Here is a 16,613-nt window from a genome sequence, read left to right as displayed (position 1 = left end):
AGCAAGAACGTTCGCTGAGGGTGCGGAGTTCTTCGCAGCCAAGGGCAGACTCAAAGGGAGAGCCTTCGTTTCACTCCACCGAATTTTATGCTTGAATGTCTCTGAAACCTGGTCGCGGAGCGCCTCCCACTTTGAACGATCCCTTCGCCCCCCTACGGCAACGTTTCCTGGCCAGGTGCGCCGCTCAACTGGCGGAGTTGAAGGCGGCGCGGCACACAGTCCTTTTCAAGGGTTCCAACGACTCACTGATTGCGACCGCGCACTCGCTCGCCGGAGCCGCGGGAACGTTCGGGTTTGCGGAGATCAGCGTACAGGCATCGGCGCTGGAAACACTGCTGATCGAGCAGCCGGATGACGGGGCCGTGCATGCCGCACTCGACGGGCTTATCGAACAACTCGAGCATACGTTGAAGTGACTTAACCGAAAGGGCTCACTTCTTAGGTCCAGTCAGGCCGGTCCTGGTCATCTCGCCCCAGCTCTGGTCGGCGCGTAGATACTGCCACCAGCCCTTCACGCGCCATAAATTGTTGAGCTGGCGGTAGCCGAAGTTCTCGATCACTGCCACGGCCGTGAGCACGGCGAGGTCCCGCGCGCGCGGAAAACGCTGAAGCTCGGCTTCTTCGAGGACCAGCGAACACACGCTCACGCAAACGCCGTAGGTGAAAACCAGCGATGTGAACGCCAAGAGATACTCGGTCGAAAGAATGCCGAGCAGCCAAAAGGTCGGAATGAGCACATAGCCCAGGACTTCCGAAATCGGCCCCAGCACATCAACAACCAGTATGTGACCAAAGCCGAGGAAGCCAACACGCCCATAACGGGGGTTGAAGAGCATGGAGCGGTAACGGAAGAAGCATTCGAGCGCACCGCGCTGCCAGCGCGTGCGTTGTCTGGCAAGAACGCGGAGTGACTCGGGCGCTTCGGTCCAGCACACCGGCTCAGGAATGAACTGGATGCGGTATTTGCGTTTGGTGTCCATCATGTGACGGTGCAGCTTGATCACAAGATCGAGGTCCTCACCCATCGACCCACCGGTGAAGCCGCCAACCGCTACCACTTCGGCGCGGCGGAACATGCCGAAGGCGCCGGACACCAGCATCAGCGTGTTGATGCGGCTCCAGGCAAGCCGCGCCATGAGAAAGGCCCGCAGATATTCGACCACCTGAAACAGGGGCAGCAGCCGGTTCGGCAGCCGGACCTCACGCACCCTGCCACCTTCGATCCTGGACCCGTTGGCGATCCGGATCGTGCCGCCCACAGCGATGGTGCGCTCTGGATCGTCGATGAAGGGCTGCGCGGCACGCATTAGCGCATCGGGCTCGAGGATGGAATCGCCGTCGATCACGCAAAACAGCGGCGCGCGGCAGACGTTGACGCCGGCATTCTGGGCATCGGCCTTGCCGCCATTTTCCTTATCAACCACAAACAGCCGTTCGGTCATCGGCGAGGAATAGAGACCGCGGATCGGCTTGTGCGTCAGGGCCTCCTCATAGGGCCGATGGAATTTCACAAGCTTGAAGCCTTCGATAAGGCGCTGCAGAGTCTGGTCCTTCGAGCCGTCGTTTATGACGATCACCTCGAAATTCGGATATTCAAGCGCCAGCATCGAGTGCACGCTCTCGACTACGTTCACTTCCTCATTGTAGGCGGGTACCAGGAGCGCGATTGGCGGCGCGACGTCCCCATAACGGCGCCATAGCAGCGCCGAACGCGCGACTGGCGGACGCTTGGACAGCGCGTAGGCGGCAATAATAAGCTGCAGCAGGTATACCGCCGTCTGCGCCAGCCCTGCCCCAATGATGAACCAGGACAGGATGGAGGCACCCAGGACGATCTCTTGGCTCCAGTCGAACATCAGGCGGCCGGCCCCTCGGCAAGGATCAGCGAGGCGGTGCGCTGGCGGCGCGAGACCTCGCTGGTGGCGATCTCGCGCAGCACCTGCTCTCCCTTCTGGCCGAACGAGCGGAGCGCGTTGGCGGCGGCATAGCGCACAGTCCATGCCTCGTCGTCCATAAGCTGCGCGAGGGGCGCGGCGAGTTCAGACAGGCCGAGGCGGCCCGCCGCATTGGCAGCGTCTGCACGCACATTCCAGCCGCCAATTTCCATCGCCTTGGTCAGGATGGCCGTCGCATTGGCATGTCCGGTCAGCCCGAGTGCCCGCAATGCGGCTGCGGCAACCTCCGATGACGGATCGCCGGCCGCGCGGGCAAAGAAGTCGCCAAACCGGAACCCGCCGTTGCGGGCAAGTGCATCGATTGCGGCCGCTCTAATGAAAGGCACCGCGCCCTGAAGTCTGGCGTAATCCTCAAGTTCGTCGAGCCGCTTCGGCGGAAAGCGCCTGAAAAGCTCGATCAGGCGTCGCGAGCGCTGTCCCGCCACGCCGATCTTGCGCAGCGTTATGACGAGCGGCGGCAAGGCGCCGAGATCGCAGAGCGCGATCGCGACGGCGATCCTGACCTCGCGTGATCCGTCGCGGTCGAGTGCCGAAAGCAGGCTTGCCACTGCGTTTTCCGAACGCAGCGCCGCCAGCATCTCGGTCGCGTGGATGCGTTCGGCGGCGTTGCCTTTTTCCAGTTGGGTACTGACAAGCGCCGGCAGGCCACATTCGTTGAAGGCTGAGAGGAGCTCGTCGTGCTCCTCGCCGCGCAACAGCGAAATAAACTCGAAACCGGCATCGACCGCCACCCTCGCCGGCACCGCAAGCAGCGCCGTCTTCAATGCCTCGCGATCGCGATTTTCGGTGAAGGCGATCAGCGCCGTCAGAAGAAGGCGCCGCTGATCGGCGCCCGTCGTCCCCCGGCGCTCCTGCAATACCCGACGCACGATCAGTAGAAGCATGATCGCCAGGGAAAGGGCACTGAGCAGGATGGATAAGTGCCAGATGTACAACATGATCAGAACCGCGTGGTTAGGCCGAGCCCGAATGTGGTTCGGTCGAATGTCGGGCGCTGCTCATGGGCGAGGCTGCCGCGCAGCGTCAGCGGATCGGTGACGTCCCAGGAGATGCCGCCAAAGACGGTACGCGTCGGCACCAGCGTGCCGTCGGAGATCTCGGGGGCATCTGCATAACCACCAAAAACGTTGACGGCCGGGGTGACTGCAAGATCGGCCCGCAGCACATAGCCATCGGCGCGCGTGCCGATATCGTCGGCTGCGTGAACCCAACGTGCCGAAAGCCCCAGCCGGCCGTCCAGGACATAGGCCTGCACCCAGGGCGAGATTGTGGTGACCTCGGCGGTGACGAAATTGTCATAGCGAGCATCGATGTTGAGCGAGAACGGACCGAGCGCTTTCGCGGGCGCCATGATCTGCCACGAAGCGCCGGCGCCGATCGAATATCGGGCCAGGAAATCGGCATCCGGCGTCGCCGCTGCCAGCACATAGGCCGAAACCGTCGGCGAAAAGGCCTGGTCGATGCGGCCGTCGATCTGAACATCGGTGCGACCGTAGCGGGTCGCCATCCGGGTGTGGCTTGAAATGGTTGTCTGCGGGGTGAGTTGATAGGCAAGGCCAACCGAACTGTCGGTCCAGTCGCCAAGCCCCTCGGTGAGATCGCTGACTTCGCTGCCCAGATCGAGTCGCCATTTGCGCGGCGGCGGCGCAGCCAGCCTTTGCACGATATCGGCAGAGCCCGGCTCGATGGCGAGCGCTTGGCGGTAGGCTTCCCGCGCGGCGAAGTCGTCGCCACGCGCCCGGCGCAGGTCGCCGATCCCCACCAGCGCCTCGGCATTGTGCGAATCTACCGCCAGCACCCGCTGAAACGACTGCTCGGCCCGCGTGTAATCCTGCTCGAGCAGGGAAATTCGCGCGTCGAGAGCCATCGCCTCGACATTGTCAGGCGCGGTGCCAAGCACATCATCGATCATCGCGCGGGCGCGCGGTACGTCGCCCTGCCAGATCGCCAGGCGCACCTTGCCGAGGCGGGCACCGAGAAGGCGGGGCCTAATGGCCAGCGCCTGGTCGAAGAACTGCCCGGCCTGGTCGAATTTCTGCTGGGAGCCAGCCACCAAACCGATGGCGACCAGGATATCAGTGTTTTTCGGCGCCAGCCGAAGGGCGCGGCGATACGCATTCTCCGCCTCCGGCAATTGTCCCGCAGCCCGCGATCGTCGGCCCTCCTCCATCAGGCCGGCGACGGGATCCGGCCGCGGCGGGCGCGGTATCTTCCTCGCGGTCGCAGGTTTCGCCTTGCTGCTGCCGGCCCGCTGGGCTTTGCGGATGTTGGCAACAAGGGTACTTGCATCGGCATTGTCGGGCTCGGCACGCGACACCTCTTCGGCGAGCGGCAAGGCGGCGTCCGGATTGCCCGAGCGGAACTCGACTTCGGCCATGCCGAAGCTGGCGTCCCGATAGGTTGGGGCAAGGGACAGTGCCTTGGAAAAGGCTTCGCGCGCCGCCGGCAGATTGTTGCGGCCAAGCTCGGCGAAACCGAGTTGCACCAGGGCGTCGGCATTGTCGGGCCTGAGCGCCAGGGCTCGCCGGAAAAGACCCGCCGCCGCCTCGAAACGCTGCGCTTGCCTGGCCTTGACGCCGAACTCGTAAAGTTCATCCACCGTCTGCGCCAACGCCGCGCCCTGGGGCGCAGCGATCGTCAGGACCAGCCATGCGGCAAGGGCTGCGCGCCGGCCGCGCCGCATCAGCGCTTCCCGCTCTTTCGCGCGAGCAGACGCGCAAGCCGGGCCAGCAGCTCCTCGGGAATGAATGGTTTCACAAGATAGTCGTCCGCTCCCTTCTCCAGGGCCGAGACGATATCCCTTTCGCCCTTGCGGGCGGTCAGCATGACGACCGGAGTTTCGGACAAAGCCGGATCGTTTTTGATGCGGGCAAGCACCTCCAGGCCGTCGGCCTTGGGCATCATCGCGTCGAGCACGATGATGTCCGGCGCCTCATGCTCCGCCTTCAAGAGCGCTTCCGCCCCGTCTACTGCCTTGATGACCTCATATCCCTTTGCCCTGAGCCTGAATTCCATCAGCTCGATCAACAAGGGATCGTCGTCGCAAATCAGAACTCTTGCCTTCGATCCGTTCACCAGCCTTGCTCCGGTTCCGTCGCCCCCCGGAGTGATCAACCCATGAACCGACATCCGCCAATGCGGTTCATGCAGACAGAAATATTCTTCTCAGCTCTCTCATCGACGTCCGCCGATGCCACCGCGATTATAGACAACCTGATTCGCTGCGCCTGCACCCTCGGCACAATCAGTAGATGAATAAGGCGACATGGTATAGGAGCCCTGAACGGCATCGCACAGTCTGCAGCCAGAACGCGCTCGGTGGCCAGTCAATCGTCGACTCAGGCGCGCGACAGAAGCAATCTTTTGACTTCACGGGCAAGCGCAAGCGGGTCGAACGGTTTGGCGATCACCCCTACCGCGCCCATTGCCAGATAGCGTTCGACCTCATGCGTCTGGGTGCGCGCGGTGATGAACACCACGGGTATCGAGGCCGTCGCGCCAGCCTCGGCCAGACGCCTCAGCGTCTCCGGCCCATCCATGTCCGGCATCATCACGTCGAGCAGAATGAGGTCGGGTTGCCATTCGGCGGCATCGGCCAGTGCCTGCATGCCCGAAGAACAGGACCGCACCTCGAATTCCGGCTCGAGCTCCAGCGACATCTGGGCGATTTCGCGGATATCGTCCTCGTCATCCACATAGAGGATCCTTGCGCGCATCAGCATCACTCCTTGGCGTTCGCGGCAAGCCGGGTTCGGGACGTAACCAACATGCTCCTGACCAGCTTTGCCACATCGATCTCCGACGCCTTGGTCTTGGTCATGATCGCCTGCACGCGATCGCCGAGTTTCTGGTCGAGCTCCGCCGCCGAAAACACGATGACGCCGGTCTCCAGCGGCAGATCGACGAGGAGATCCAGGCCAGATCCGTCGGGGAGTGCAATGTCCAGGATGATCAGATCGAAGCGATGCTTCGCGACCGCCTGCCGAGCTTCCTGCAGCGTCTTTGCGGATGTGATCGAGACGCCCGAGCCCAGCCCCTCCGACATCACCGCGAGCACGCCCTCGTCGTCTTCGACATGCAGGACCTGTGGCCTCGGCTCGACCCTGCGGCCGACGATCTTGGCGAGAGCGGCGTGAAGCCGTTTCGAGTCCACCGGCTTCTCCAGCCAATCGATGATGCCGACGGCGCTGCCGTTCAGCGAGCGCCTGGCCTCGTCGGCGACGGCGGAGATGACGATGACCGCAATGTCGGAATTCACCGGTGATGCCCTTAAGTCGTGAAAGAGCTTGATGCCGGATTCCCCCGCCAGCTTGATGTCGAGCGTCAGCGCTACGTAGTCGCGGGAGCTCAGGAGCGCCTTGGCGGTGTCGATATCGGGCGCGACGTCGCTGGAAAAGCCTTCCGCATCAAGAAGTGCCGCGATCACCGCAGCGATGTCGGGCTCGTCCTCGCAGATGAGGACACGCAGGCGGCCATCGCGCTTGCGCGCCCGGCGCTCGACCAAAACCGGCTTGTCGGCCTGCCTGTGCGCCTCGGGAAGGTCGACGTGAAACGAGGTTCCCTGGCCTTCCTCGGTTTCGAAGGAAACGGCGCCCCCGAGCTTTTCGGTGATGGACTTGACGATGCTCAAGCCCAGGCCGGTGCCGCCAATTTTACGGGTGCTGGAGGCGTCCGCCTGCTCGAACTTTCCAAATATACGGCTGCGGAAAGCCTCCGGGATGCCGGCGCCCTGGTCCACCACGGAAATGCGCAGCATGTCGCGGTCACGACGCTGGAATTTCACAGTGACGGTCCCATCGGTTTGCGAGAACTTGATCGCATTCGACAGGAGGTTCGCCATCACCTGGTGCAGGCGATCCGGATCGATGTTGGCCTCGGCGCGCGGGGCATCGTCGACCAGAACGATCCTGATCCGACTGTCGGCCATGTAGTTGGAGCTGGCGGCAATGGCCTGCTCCAGGACCTGGCGGACAGGCATCTGCTTGATCTTGAAGGTGATCACGCCCGATTCGATCTTCTCCATGTCCAGAATGTCGTTGATGAGAAGAACCAGCCTTTCGCTATTGGTATGGGCGATGTTGACGAGATTGGCGGCCTTGGGCGGCAGTTCGCCGGCCACGCCGGCCGCGATCAGGCCGAGCGAACCCCGGATAGAGGTCAACGGTGTGCGCAACTCATGGCTGACCGTGGAAATGAAATCGTTCTTGAGCTGGGCGGTGCGTTTCTGCTCGGTGATGTCGCGATTGTAGGTGATGACACCGACGATCTTGCCGGACTCGTCGCGGAACGGTGCCTTGAGCGTGTAGAGCCAGCCTTGCCGGCCATCCGGCAAAAGCGCCGGCTGATCGATCCGCAGCGTCTGCCCTGCCTCCAGCGCGCCCATCTCATCCTGCCGGAACCGCTCCGCGACTTCTTTCGGATAGAAATCGAAATCCGTCTTGCCGATCAGATCGTCGACTGAAGTGGCGCCAACCATTTCGGCGGTGGCCGGATTGGCGGCGATGAAGCGGCCGTCGACATCCTTTATGTTCAGGCAATCGGGCAGTTCGCGAACCATGGCCCGGTAGGTCATGTTGGACATCAAGAGCTCCCGCCGGCGCTGCTGCCGATCGAGCAGGACGCCGATGATGATTGTGCTGAGGAAGCGGAACACGAGCGACGGGAACGTGCTCTGCTGCACCAGGCCGGCGACGGCTTGCGTGGGGATGACCAGAAGCGTGATCAGCCCGGCGAGAGCGACCGTTACGCCCAGACCGAATATGTCGTGCATGGTGCGCGAACGGGCCGCGACGATGTGATGCCACGCGATACCGACGATTGCGGTGATGAGGATACCCATCACCCCGGCGCTGGCGCCCTGCCCGCCGAGATGGACGCGATAGGCAATGGAGCCGACCGTGGCGATCAGCATTGCCGGCCATCCGCCGAAGAACGCGGCCGCAGCAATGAAGGCGGCGCGCAGATCGACGACGAAGCCGGAGACGGACAACGCCGTCGCCATCGAAATGATCGCGCCCACGCACATGACCACGCCAAGAAGCAGCGACTGCATCCGCTTCGAAAGGCGCCCGGTGAAGTCCGCCACAAGGTCCCAGGCGACCACGAGGATGGAGACCAGTGCAAGATTGGCGAGGAGTGACTGCCAGATCTCGATCATGACTTCGGCTCCTTTTTTCCGATAGATAGCGCCAAAACCTATCCGAGGTCTAAAGAAGCTACAGCCCGGTCGGCGGTGCGGTCGACCCCGCGATCAGGGCAGCTCGGTGGGGCCACCTTGATTGCTGCTGCATCTATGGCCGACATGAGGCGCAAAGCCGACGGTCCGGTTAGGGCAGTGAAGTCCGCGTTCCGCCAATTTTTGGCAGACAGTCGCCATCCATCCTTTTCACGTGAACTGCCTTGTTCGCCAAAACCCGTCCCCTGCCCCACCAGCCCTTGACGAAAATCGGCACGCCTGTGAGACACAGGGGTGGGAACATTTGCCCCGTGGGTACATCTATAGTCGAAACACGGGATCGCGCGGCAATTTTGGTGGCAAAGCCATACTTCTTATCGGCCGCGTAAAGATCGGCGGACTTCTAGCTCACCAACTCGCGCAGTCCGGGGCAGTTACAGCAGGTGGTCCCCTAGTCCTTGCCGACACTGACGATTTACGCAGGGCAAATCTGGGAAGGCATCTGCTGGGTGTGCCCTACCTCCACTACAATAAGGCGGAAGCCACCGCCGATCGAGCCGTATTGGTTATGACGACCGTTGCGAGCATCGTCCCGCCGTTGCCGCCATTGGGCGAGCCGCCAATGCCGCCCTGGCTTGCCGAGTCATTGCCACCCGAAGCTTGCCTGCGCCGCCGGACCCGCCGCCAAACGAAAGATGGATGTTGCTGGCCACGCCGCCCTTGGCCTCGTTGCCGGAAAGGTCGACATTGCTGATGGTAACGGTTGCGCCTTCATTGATGAACAGCGCTCCGCCTGCATCCACGTTCCTACGGCTTGACCGCTTTGGTTCCCTTCTTCGCTTGCACGGCGATCGAGGGCCCATCCGGCGGCGGGCCTGTAACGGCCCTCTTCGGCGGCTCGGCGGCGGGTGTGTCGGGCGCCTGCGGCCCGCCGGACGTGAGGTTGACCGACACACCGTAGACTTTCCACTGCCGGTTCACCGGTTCGAACAGCAGCTCGAAATTGACCTGCAGCGGTACCGATGGGAAAAACCCCGCTATGTGCAGCATACCGTTCGGCTCGATCTGCGGCAGCAAGGTCAGTTGCGGATCGAGCACCGCGACGGCGCTGAAATCGAGCGCCTGCTTGCGCTGACTGGCGAAGATGTCGCCGAGCCCCGCGGCACTGTTGGCTTGAAAATTCGGTGAGCCGAGATCGCGCAGCACGGTGTAGTTGCCGGTCTTGTTGGCCTGGTCGAGCGCCAGCAGCGTTGTCCTGGTGAGGATCAGCACGCCGTTGCGGTCGATGCTGGCGGGATGGGCTGCCTTTTGCATCACCCGCTTGTCTCTGCTTTGCGCATGCGCGGGCTGCACAGGCACCGAGACGACCATCAGCGCGACGGCCAACGCAGCGAAAAAACCGCGGGCGCCCGGGGTCCGCCAACCGGGCGCCCGCCACTGAAAAGACACGATCTGCTGAAGCCCCAAAACCCCGTTCATGCCGGCCGCGTCAGTTCAGTGTCCATGAGGCTCCGACGCTGACGCCGACATCGCCACGGCTGGTTGTCGCCGACACGGCGGCGTTGAGGCGAAAATCCTCACTGGTGTTGTAGCCAAGTCCCAGCGCCAGGCCCGATTGCCCCTTGAAATGACCAAAGCCGCCAGCGATCGACAGTTTCTCAGGCCTGTCATCGTAACGCAGTCCCGCCGTCGCCAGGGCTAGCGCCGTACCGCCACGGGCTTCCGTGCGGTTTGCGCTGATCTGCTTGCCAATATCCTGGAAGCCGGATTCAAGCGCGCCAACGCGGCCGTCGAGCGCAGCAATATTGGTGGCATTGGTCGTTACCCTGGTGTCGAGATCCGCGATCTGCGTGGTGTGCGTGGTGAGCGTGTTGGTGTTGCTGGTGATGCGCGTCTCGTGATCGGCGAGTTCGGTGGTGTTGGCCGCGATCTGCGTCGTGTTGTTGGTGATGCGCGTCTCATGATCGACGAGCTCGGCGGTGTTAGCGGTGATCTGCGTTGTATGACTGTTTACCGTGGTGCTCAGATTGGTGATGTCGGTGCTGTTCTGGGCGACCTGTGCCGGCAGGCCTTCGAGGGTCGCGACATCGAATGTTGAAGCCGCCAGATTGCCGTCGCCGTCCGTTGTCATCAGATAGGTCGTGGCGCCTTGCGCGTCCTTGCTCGCCTGCGAATTGACGCCGGCCAGCGTGTAGGTGTTTCCGCCCGTGCCGATGGCGACCTGGTTGTCGCGCGTTGTCGATGCGCCTTGGCCGATCGCGGTGGAAGCCAAGAAATTGGCGGTTGCCCCAGCGCCCAGCGCGGTGGCGTTCAAGGCATTGGCGGTTGAGTTGTGACCCAATGCAGTGGCTTCGTTCTGCCCATCAGCCGCTACGCCCGCCTCGGCGCCCATGCCGATGGCCGTGCCACCGCTGCTCAGAAAGCCGATATCAAGTCCCGCTTTTGAATAGGCGCCCAGGGCAGTGCCCTGCGCCCCTGCCTCCGCATTATAACCCACGGCCGAGCCTTCGAGTTCTCCCACATACGCGTGCGGACCGACGGCTGTGGCGAAGGCAGCAGATGTCTGTGCCTGTCCTATAGGGATACTGGTATCATTGCCGCAGGCGAGGCTGTTGGAATGGCCAGTGTCGTGGCCGCCAGCGCACTCACCTGCCAACGCATGCCCTGGAAATACCGAGATGGCCAAAACCATCGCGCCGGCCGAAGCGGTGACGAGGACCGGACCGCCGCGCGAGCTGTCTTGCTCAGTCGCTTTCGCGTCTCTCGATGCGAGACGGAACCGCCTCCCATCCGACGGTGCGGCTGTCTCTAGTTGGCGCGGCGCGCCCGCCTGCTTGATCATTCTTGCCACCACGCCCAAAAACCCCCGATCAAATTGCCGATGTGTCGGGAGAGTGCAGACAAGGCGATGAAGCGAACAGTCGTCATATGCCGACTGTTCCTCGCTTTGTGAGGCCGCTACCTCCTTGTTGGGTCGGGTTGTTGCCGCATGGTCACATATTCATTTTTGCTAATTATCGATGAGGGGAACCCGGTGGCGACATCATCGCCTTCAGCGACAATGCAACTTGCGCGAGAGCTTCCGTGTGTTAGGCTTCTTCACGAAACCTGATGGTCCCAAGGATCGGAAAGTTCCCATGGCTGACGTCACCATCGAAGCGGTCTCCGCCGTGGTCGGCCAGATTTATGAGGCGGCCTACGACCAGGAACGCTGGCTCGGTGCGGTAACCGGCCTGCGCGACCTGTTCAAGGCATCGCGAAGCTGTATCGCGCGGCTTGATCAGCGGGCGTTCAACGCGGTGGGGACTGTCGATGATCCGGGACTGTGTACTCCCGAGGCGGCGGCAGCACACATGCGGGATCCCATCAGCACCGTCGTGGCTGCGCTGCCGGTTGGCAACATCTATGACCGTGCACGGATAGCGGAAGACGGCGCCGACTTCCGCCGCCGTGAGCTTTGGCAGGACTGGATGAGGCCGCGCGACATGCATCATGGGCTCGCCTCGAATCTTCTCGCATCCAACGGCTCCTATTGGTTTTTCGATATTCACCGCGGCTCCAGGCAGGACGCGTTCGGTGCCGACGACATCGACCTGTTGCAGAAGATCGTGCCGCATATGTTGCGCGCCGGGCAGATCGGCCGGCGGCTGGAGAACACCTCGGCGTTGGCATCGGCTTTCTCCCACCTGCCCTTCGGCGTGTTCCTGGTCAACGGCCACCAGCGGATCGTTCAGATGAACGAGGCCGCCGAGGCAATGCTGGCGCGGCCTGACAGCCCGCTGAGGCTGAATGGCGGCACGATCGTCGCCTCCAATCCCCGGGATGCGCAGGAGCTTCAACAATTGGTCGCGGATGCCTGCTCGCTGCCGGACGGAGCCATGCCCGGACCCGGCGGAACGCTGATGGTGCCGTCGGATCACAAGCGCTCCGACCTGACGCCGCTGGTGCTGTCGGTTGCGCCCTTCGTCGACGCCCGCGCCTACGGTTTGGCCTCGGAACGGTGCGCGGTGATCATGGTCACCGAGGTCGCCCGGCGCATCCCCGATGGCTTCGAGACGCATGTCCGCAGCCTGTTCGACCTGACGCCGGCCGAAGCCCGGCTCGCAGCGACATTGGCATCCGGGCGGACGCTGAAGGAAGCCGCGGCAAGCTCGAGCATCACCGTGAAGACCTGCCGCACCTATCTCGAACGTATCTTCTCCAAGACCCGCACCCGGCAGCAGAGCGAACTGGTTGCGCTGCTCAAGAGCACCGAACCGCTTAGCGGGCGCGGCGGGTAGCCGGCTCATGCACAGCGAGCGTGCTAAGGATTTCGAGGCCAATGGCTGACGCAAACCTGGAAGCGGTGTCCGCCGTGGTCGGCCAGATCTACGAGGCTGCCTACGATCAGGAACGCTGGCTCGAGGCAGTGACTGGTCTGCGCGATCTCCTTGGCGGCTCGCGCTCCTGCATTGTGCGGCTCGATCCAACGACGAGCAACGCAGTTTCAACAGTTTATGATCCCGAGTTCGTTTCGTCCGAAGTAACCGCTGCGCACATGCGCGATCCCATCAGCGTAGTCGCGGCCGCCCTGCCTGTGGGCAAAGTCTATGACCGCACGCTGGTAACGGAAGGGGGCGCCGGCTTCCGCCGCCGTGAACTCTGGCAAGACTGGTACAGGCCGCGTGACATGTATCACGGGCTTGCCTGTAATCTTCTGGCCGCCAACGGCTCCTATTGGTTTTTTGATATTCATCGCGGTTTGAGGCAGGAAGCGTTCGGTGGCGACGACGTCCAGCTGTTGCAAAAGATCGTGCCGCACATGCTGCGCGCCGGGCAGATCGGCCGGCGGCTGGAGAATACGTCAGCGCTGGCATCGGCTTTTTCGCATCTGCCCTTCGGCGTGTTTCTGATCAACGGCCATCAGCGGATCGTGCAGATGAACGAGGCCGCCGAGGCGATGCTGGCGCGGCCCGACAGTCCGCTGGCGCTGAAGCACGGTGTGGTAGTCGCCTCCAATGCCGGAGATGCGCAGGAGCTTCAACGGCTGGTTGCCGATGCCTGCTCGTTGCGGAACGGCGCCATGCCAGGCACCGGAGGAACGCTGATCGTGCCATCGGATCACAAGCGATCTGATCTGACGCGGCTGGTGTTGTCAGTCGCACCGTTCGTCGATGCCCGCGCCTATGGCCTGGCGTCGGAGCGCTGCGCGGTGATCATGGTGACGGAGGTCGCCCGGCGCACTCCCGATGGCTTCGAGCTACATGTTCGCAGCCTGTTTGACCTGACACCCGCCGAAGCGAGGCTTGCAACGGCATTGGCATCGGGGCGGTCTCTAAAGGAAGCCGCGGCCCTTTCCCACATTACCGTGAAGACCTGCCGCACCTATCTCGAACGGATTTTCTCCAAGACCCGGACCCGGCAGCAGAGCGAACTGGTCGCGCTGCTCAAAAGTACCGAGCCGCTCAGCGGCCGTGGCCGGTAATTCCCGAACAAAAAATCTAACAGTCGGCATTTGCCGATTGTTCGGGGCCGCGTCTTTCGGCCAGATTTTGGCTAGGTTTGCAGTGGCCAGCCATGAAGTAGGGCAGGTCGTTGATGATGCGGGGCCAATCAATGATGGAAACCGGATACGTTGTCGCGGCCGGATTATTTCCGTTTGCCGTTTCCTATTCGCTCGTGGCAATGCTGCCGGGTGCCAATTTTGCCGTCGTTGCGCAGGCCGGGCTGACCGCGTCGCGTGCTACGGCGCTTTCCGCTGCCGCCGGTATCGCCCTTGGCGCAAGTTCGCTGGCGGCCGTCGTCGCGACGGGGGTCGGTTCATTGCCGCACGAGGGCATCGCGCATCAGATAGCCGCCAGCCTCTACGGCGCACTGCTGGTCCTCATTGGATGGAACTCGATGCGGCGAGCTTGGTCGATCAAGACGGGACCGGATGAGCCGAAACCGGTCGCAAACGTTCGGCACTTCCGGCTGGGTTTTGTCACTGCGGTGGCAAATCCCGCAACTGCAATATTTTTCGCCTCTTCAACGCTGAACTTAAATCTCCGCGGGGCGACTTACCTAACCGTGGTCGCATTGGTGTTTGCCATTGCGATCGCCTGGTTTGGTCTTCTTGGCCTTTGCATTTCCCAACCTGTAACACAGCGGTTCTACAGACGTTTCCGAAAGCATGCGGATATCGTCCTGGGAGGTGCCCTGGTGGCGCTCGGCTTCGCCGCGCTTGGGTCGTTGAAGGGCTAAAACATGTAGCGGTGTCTGGACTGGACAGGGTCGCGCTCACTGCAATTTGCTAGGACGGCAAGCGACGACCGGGCCGCACTCGCGCCATCGGCGATTAGCGACGCACTCCCGACGATCTCCAGTCCCCGAAGATCGGCTCGCCTGCGCGGTTTAATAGAACGGCGAATATGGCTCCCGGTCCGCTCGTGTGAAGACGGAGATGGGCTGGTCAATCCGCGCGACAACGCCCGCTCCGAAATTAATCCCAGTTCCGTCGCAGACACCAAATATGTTCGACCGCGTTCCGATCAGCACATTGACCGGTTTCCCGGCTTGGACGGGGTATGTGCTGTTGTGAATGAAAAGGACGCCGGTTGCCTGCAGCGTGTCATGCGCATTGCCGTTGCTGCTCGCTATCTCGACATAGTCGCGCCCTGCGAATGAATTTTGTGTCCAGATGCCGACAACCCCTTCCACCGAGAGCCAACCATTCGCCCAACCGTCCGCGTCGCGCGGAGAGTATTGTGTGAACAGGCGATAGGTAAGTGGGTCCGATAGCCAGAAAAGCGTTACGTAGCCGTCGATATCAGGCACATAGGTGAACCAGACGCCGGTTTCGCTCGCAGCCCACAGGCCATCCGCATCGTATGGGTCCAAATTGTTGGCGCTGACGAAATCCATTGACAGGGGTACCGGATCAGTCACGGCGTGATCGAAGAGTTGGGTGAGCGTCCAGCGCCCATTGTAGTTGAACCACTTGTCGAAGTAGGTTCCTCGAGCCACCGAGCTCAGGTCGATGATCTGTCGCTCCCCCCGTTCGACCGGACCAAAAGGAACGGGGTCGAAGTCCGGCAATTTGAGGCGCGGTATCATGACTGTGCTGGTCGCCGGTCGTGGCGACAACTTGCCCAGATCAAGCATGGATCCTGCTTCGCCAACCGCCGAACGCACGTTCCGCGCGATCAGATCCGTTCGATATTCTCGCCAATAGTGCCCGGACCGGATCTTGTCGAACGCGACCATCTGTTCGATCAGATCGTCGACGTCTTTGGCGGACCGTTTGGGCTTGGAAAGGAAAGCGTTCTGATGGCCAAGCAATTGCTTTCGCGCCTTGGCCTCACCTTCCAGAATGTCCGCGTCGAACGGCAGTTTACACCCCTCTGTTGGCGTAAAGCCGCTTTCATGCTTCGTGTGGAAATCGCCCATCGACTTGACCATGCTGCCTCCATCAGTCTCTGGCTAATCTTGCAACCAAGGTGACGGCGCTTCCTGATGATCGCCACCTCTCGCCGTCAGAATTTCACCGCGAGATCGAGCTTAGCGCCATTGTCGACAGCGCCACCGCCGAACTGTCCCGAATAGGACAGGGCGAGCGTCGCATTGGCCGACATTTTGAGGTCGATGCCGGCCTCGATCACGGCGCTGTCCGTGGCGATCGGCACGCCGGCGATGGTGAAGGCATCGCTGCCGGCAAAGGCGACCGTCGACAGCGGCGTGGTATCGCCGAAAGCGTGCCGCCAGCCGAGCATGCCGCGCGCTGTCGCATTGATGTTGCCGAGCGCAAAACCGGTCGAGCCGCGCAGGCCGAGCGTGGTGAAGGTGGCGTCGGTGGTGGAACCCGCGCTGGTCAACGCTGCCGCGCCGCCCTTTTCGGTAAAGCCGTCGGTGTGCACGCTGACATAGGCGAGATTGACGAAGGGCTCGAACTTGAAGCCCTCGGCATCGGGCCCGCTGCTACCGACCTTGTAGGCAAGTTCGCCGAAGATCTGCGCGGTGCCGGCGTCATAGTCGGCCGAAAGTTGATCGGCAAATCCGTTGAAGGCGACCGAGCGTTTTGTCGACAGGCTGCTCCAGCTGTAGGCCGCACCGGTTCGGAAAGCGATGGCGCCCCAGTTGGTGCCGCCATAGAGACCGAGATGGGAGTTGTCGGCGTCGCCCCTGGAGCTGCGATCATCGGCATCGAAGTTCGCATGGCTGTAACCGCCAAGCAGACCGACACGCCAGCCGCCCACCAGCGTGTCGGCGCCCGCCAGCAGGCCCCCCGTCGAACGATCGAAGGCAGCAGCGTTGCCGTCGCTGTCGGTNTTGCCCCAGGACCCGAAAGCCTGGCCCCAGACGGCAAAGCGATCAGTATCGGCGGCAACCATTTCAGGGCCACCATCGCCATAGGCCATGACCGGCAAAGCAGCGGTGCTGCCGTCGCCGAAAGCGGCGCGGATACGAGAAGTGGCCGCATCGCGGACGAAGCGGCTGTCCTCGACCAGCATGCCCTTGGCCGAGGC

At 62.5% G+C, this 16,613-nt stretch carries 14 protein-coding genes; 4 read left to right on the top strand and 10 right to left on the bottom strand.

Going from position 1 to position 16,613, the window contains the following annotated elements; genetic code table 11:
• Window positions 1-131: 131 nt before the first annotated feature.
• A complete protein-coding gene (locus M729_RS0128085) occupies window positions 132-416 on the top strand; it encodes an Hpt domain-containing protein (RefSeq protein ID WP_013525351.1) in 285 nt (94 codons plus the stop codon).
• 15 nt (window positions 417-431) lie between these two features.
• Here the strand turns inward: M729_RS0128085 and M729_RS0128080 are convergent, their stop codons facing one another.
• The 8 genes from M729_RS0128080 to M729_RS0128040 all read right to left on the bottom strand — a co-directional run bounded on the left by M729_RS0128080 (window position 432) and on the right by M729_RS0128040 (window position 10,627).
• Window positions 432-1,856, bottom strand: a complete 1,425-nt coding sequence (locus M729_RS0128080) for a glycosyltransferase family 2 protein (protein ID WP_013525350.1) — start codon at window positions 1,854-1,856, stop codon at window positions 432-434.
• Entirely contained in the window at window positions 1,856-2,893 is a 1,038-nt protein-coding gene (locus M729_RS0128075) for a HEAT repeat domain-containing protein (protein WP_013525349.1), read from the bottom strand. The genes M729_RS0128080 and M729_RS0128075 overlap by 1 nt, the downstream gene beginning before the upstream one ends.
• Window positions 2,894-2,895: 2 nt before the next feature.
• Window positions 2,896-4,638, bottom strand: coding sequence for a YaiO family outer membrane beta-barrel protein (locus M729_RS0128070; protein ID WP_013525348.1), 1,743 nt, complete (start codon window positions 4,636-4,638; stop codon window positions 2,896-2,898).
• Window positions 4,638-5,030, bottom strand: coding sequence for a response regulator (locus tag M729_RS0128065; RefSeq protein WP_013525347.1), 393 nt, complete (start codon window positions 5,028-5,030; stop codon window positions 4,638-4,640). Before M729_RS0128065 ends, M729_RS0128070 begins: the two co-directional genes overlap by 1 nt.
• 263 nt (window positions 5,031-5,293) lie before the next feature.
• Entirely contained in the window at window positions 5,294-5,677 is a 384-nt protein-coding gene (locus M729_RS0128060; protein WP_174299098.1) for a response regulator, read from the bottom strand.
• The gene (locus M729_RS0128055; RefSeq protein ID WP_027163531.1) at window positions 5,677-8,112 is read right to left on the bottom strand and encodes an ATP-binding protein; all 2,436 of its coding nucleotides are present in this window, start codon (window positions 8,110-8,112) and stop codon (window positions 5,677-5,679) included. Before M729_RS0128055 ends, M729_RS0128060 begins: the two co-directional genes overlap by 1 nt.
• A gap of 825 nt (window positions 8,113-8,937) precedes the next feature.
• Window positions 8,938-9,609, bottom strand: coding sequence for a hypothetical protein (locus M729_RS0128045; protein WP_013525344.1), 672 nt, complete (start codon window positions 9,607-9,609; stop codon window positions 8,938-8,940).
• Window positions 9,610-9,619: 10 nt separating this feature from the next.
• Complete coding sequence (locus M729_RS0128040; RefSeq protein WP_224673607.1) at window positions 9,620-10,627, bottom strand: YadA-like family protein; 1,008 nt, start codon at window positions 10,625-10,627, stop codon at window positions 9,620-9,622.
• Between the two features lie 640 nt (window positions 10,628-11,267).
• Between M729_RS0128040 and M729_RS0128035 the strand changes: the two genes are divergently transcribed.
• The 3 genes from M729_RS0128035 (at window position 11,268) to M729_RS0128025 (ending at window position 14,352) form a co-directional block, all read left to right on the top strand.
• Window positions 11,268-12,410: a helix-turn-helix transcriptional regulator gene (locus tag M729_RS0128035; RefSeq protein WP_013525342.1), complete on the top strand. Its 1,143-nt coding sequence runs from the start codon at window positions 11,268-11,270 to the stop codon at window positions 12,408-12,410.
• Between the two features lie 74 nt (window positions 12,411-12,484).
• Window positions 12,485-13,594, top strand: coding sequence for a helix-turn-helix transcriptional regulator (locus tag M729_RS0128030; protein ID WP_244507013.1), 1,110 nt, complete (start codon window positions 12,485-12,487; stop codon window positions 13,592-13,594).
• A 131-nt stretch (window positions 13,595-13,725) separates the two neighbouring features.
• Window positions 13,726-14,352, top strand: coding sequence for a LysE family transporter (locus tag M729_RS0128025; RefSeq protein WP_245267642.1), 627 nt, complete (start codon window positions 13,726-13,728; stop codon window positions 14,350-14,352).
• A gap of 150 nt (window positions 14,353-14,502) precedes the next feature.
• On the opposite strand, the gene M729_RS0128020 is transcribed toward M729_RS0128025, so the two are convergent.
• Both M729_RS0128020 and M729_RS0128015 read right to left on the bottom strand, forming a co-directional pair.
• Window positions 14,503-15,549 (bottom strand): hypothetical protein, encoded by a 1,047-nt coding sequence (locus tag M729_RS0128020; protein WP_013525339.1) that lies wholly within the window; start codon window positions 15,547-15,549, stop codon window positions 14,503-14,505.
• A gap of 74 nt (window positions 15,550-15,623) precedes the next feature.
• A partial coding sequence (locus tag M729_RS0128015; RefSeq protein WP_156949347.1) for an autotransporter domain-containing protein occupies window positions 15,624-16,613 on the bottom strand: 990 nt, incomplete at its 5' end.

The organism is Mesorhizobium sp. WSM1293, from assembly GCF_000513875.1.
GTDB lineage: Bacteria > Pseudomonadota > Alphaproteobacteria > Rhizobiales > Rhizobiaceae > Mesorhizobium > Mesorhizobium ciceri.
Note: the sequence above shows the minus strand (reverse complement) of the source record. Positions and strands in the feature narration are given on the sequence as shown.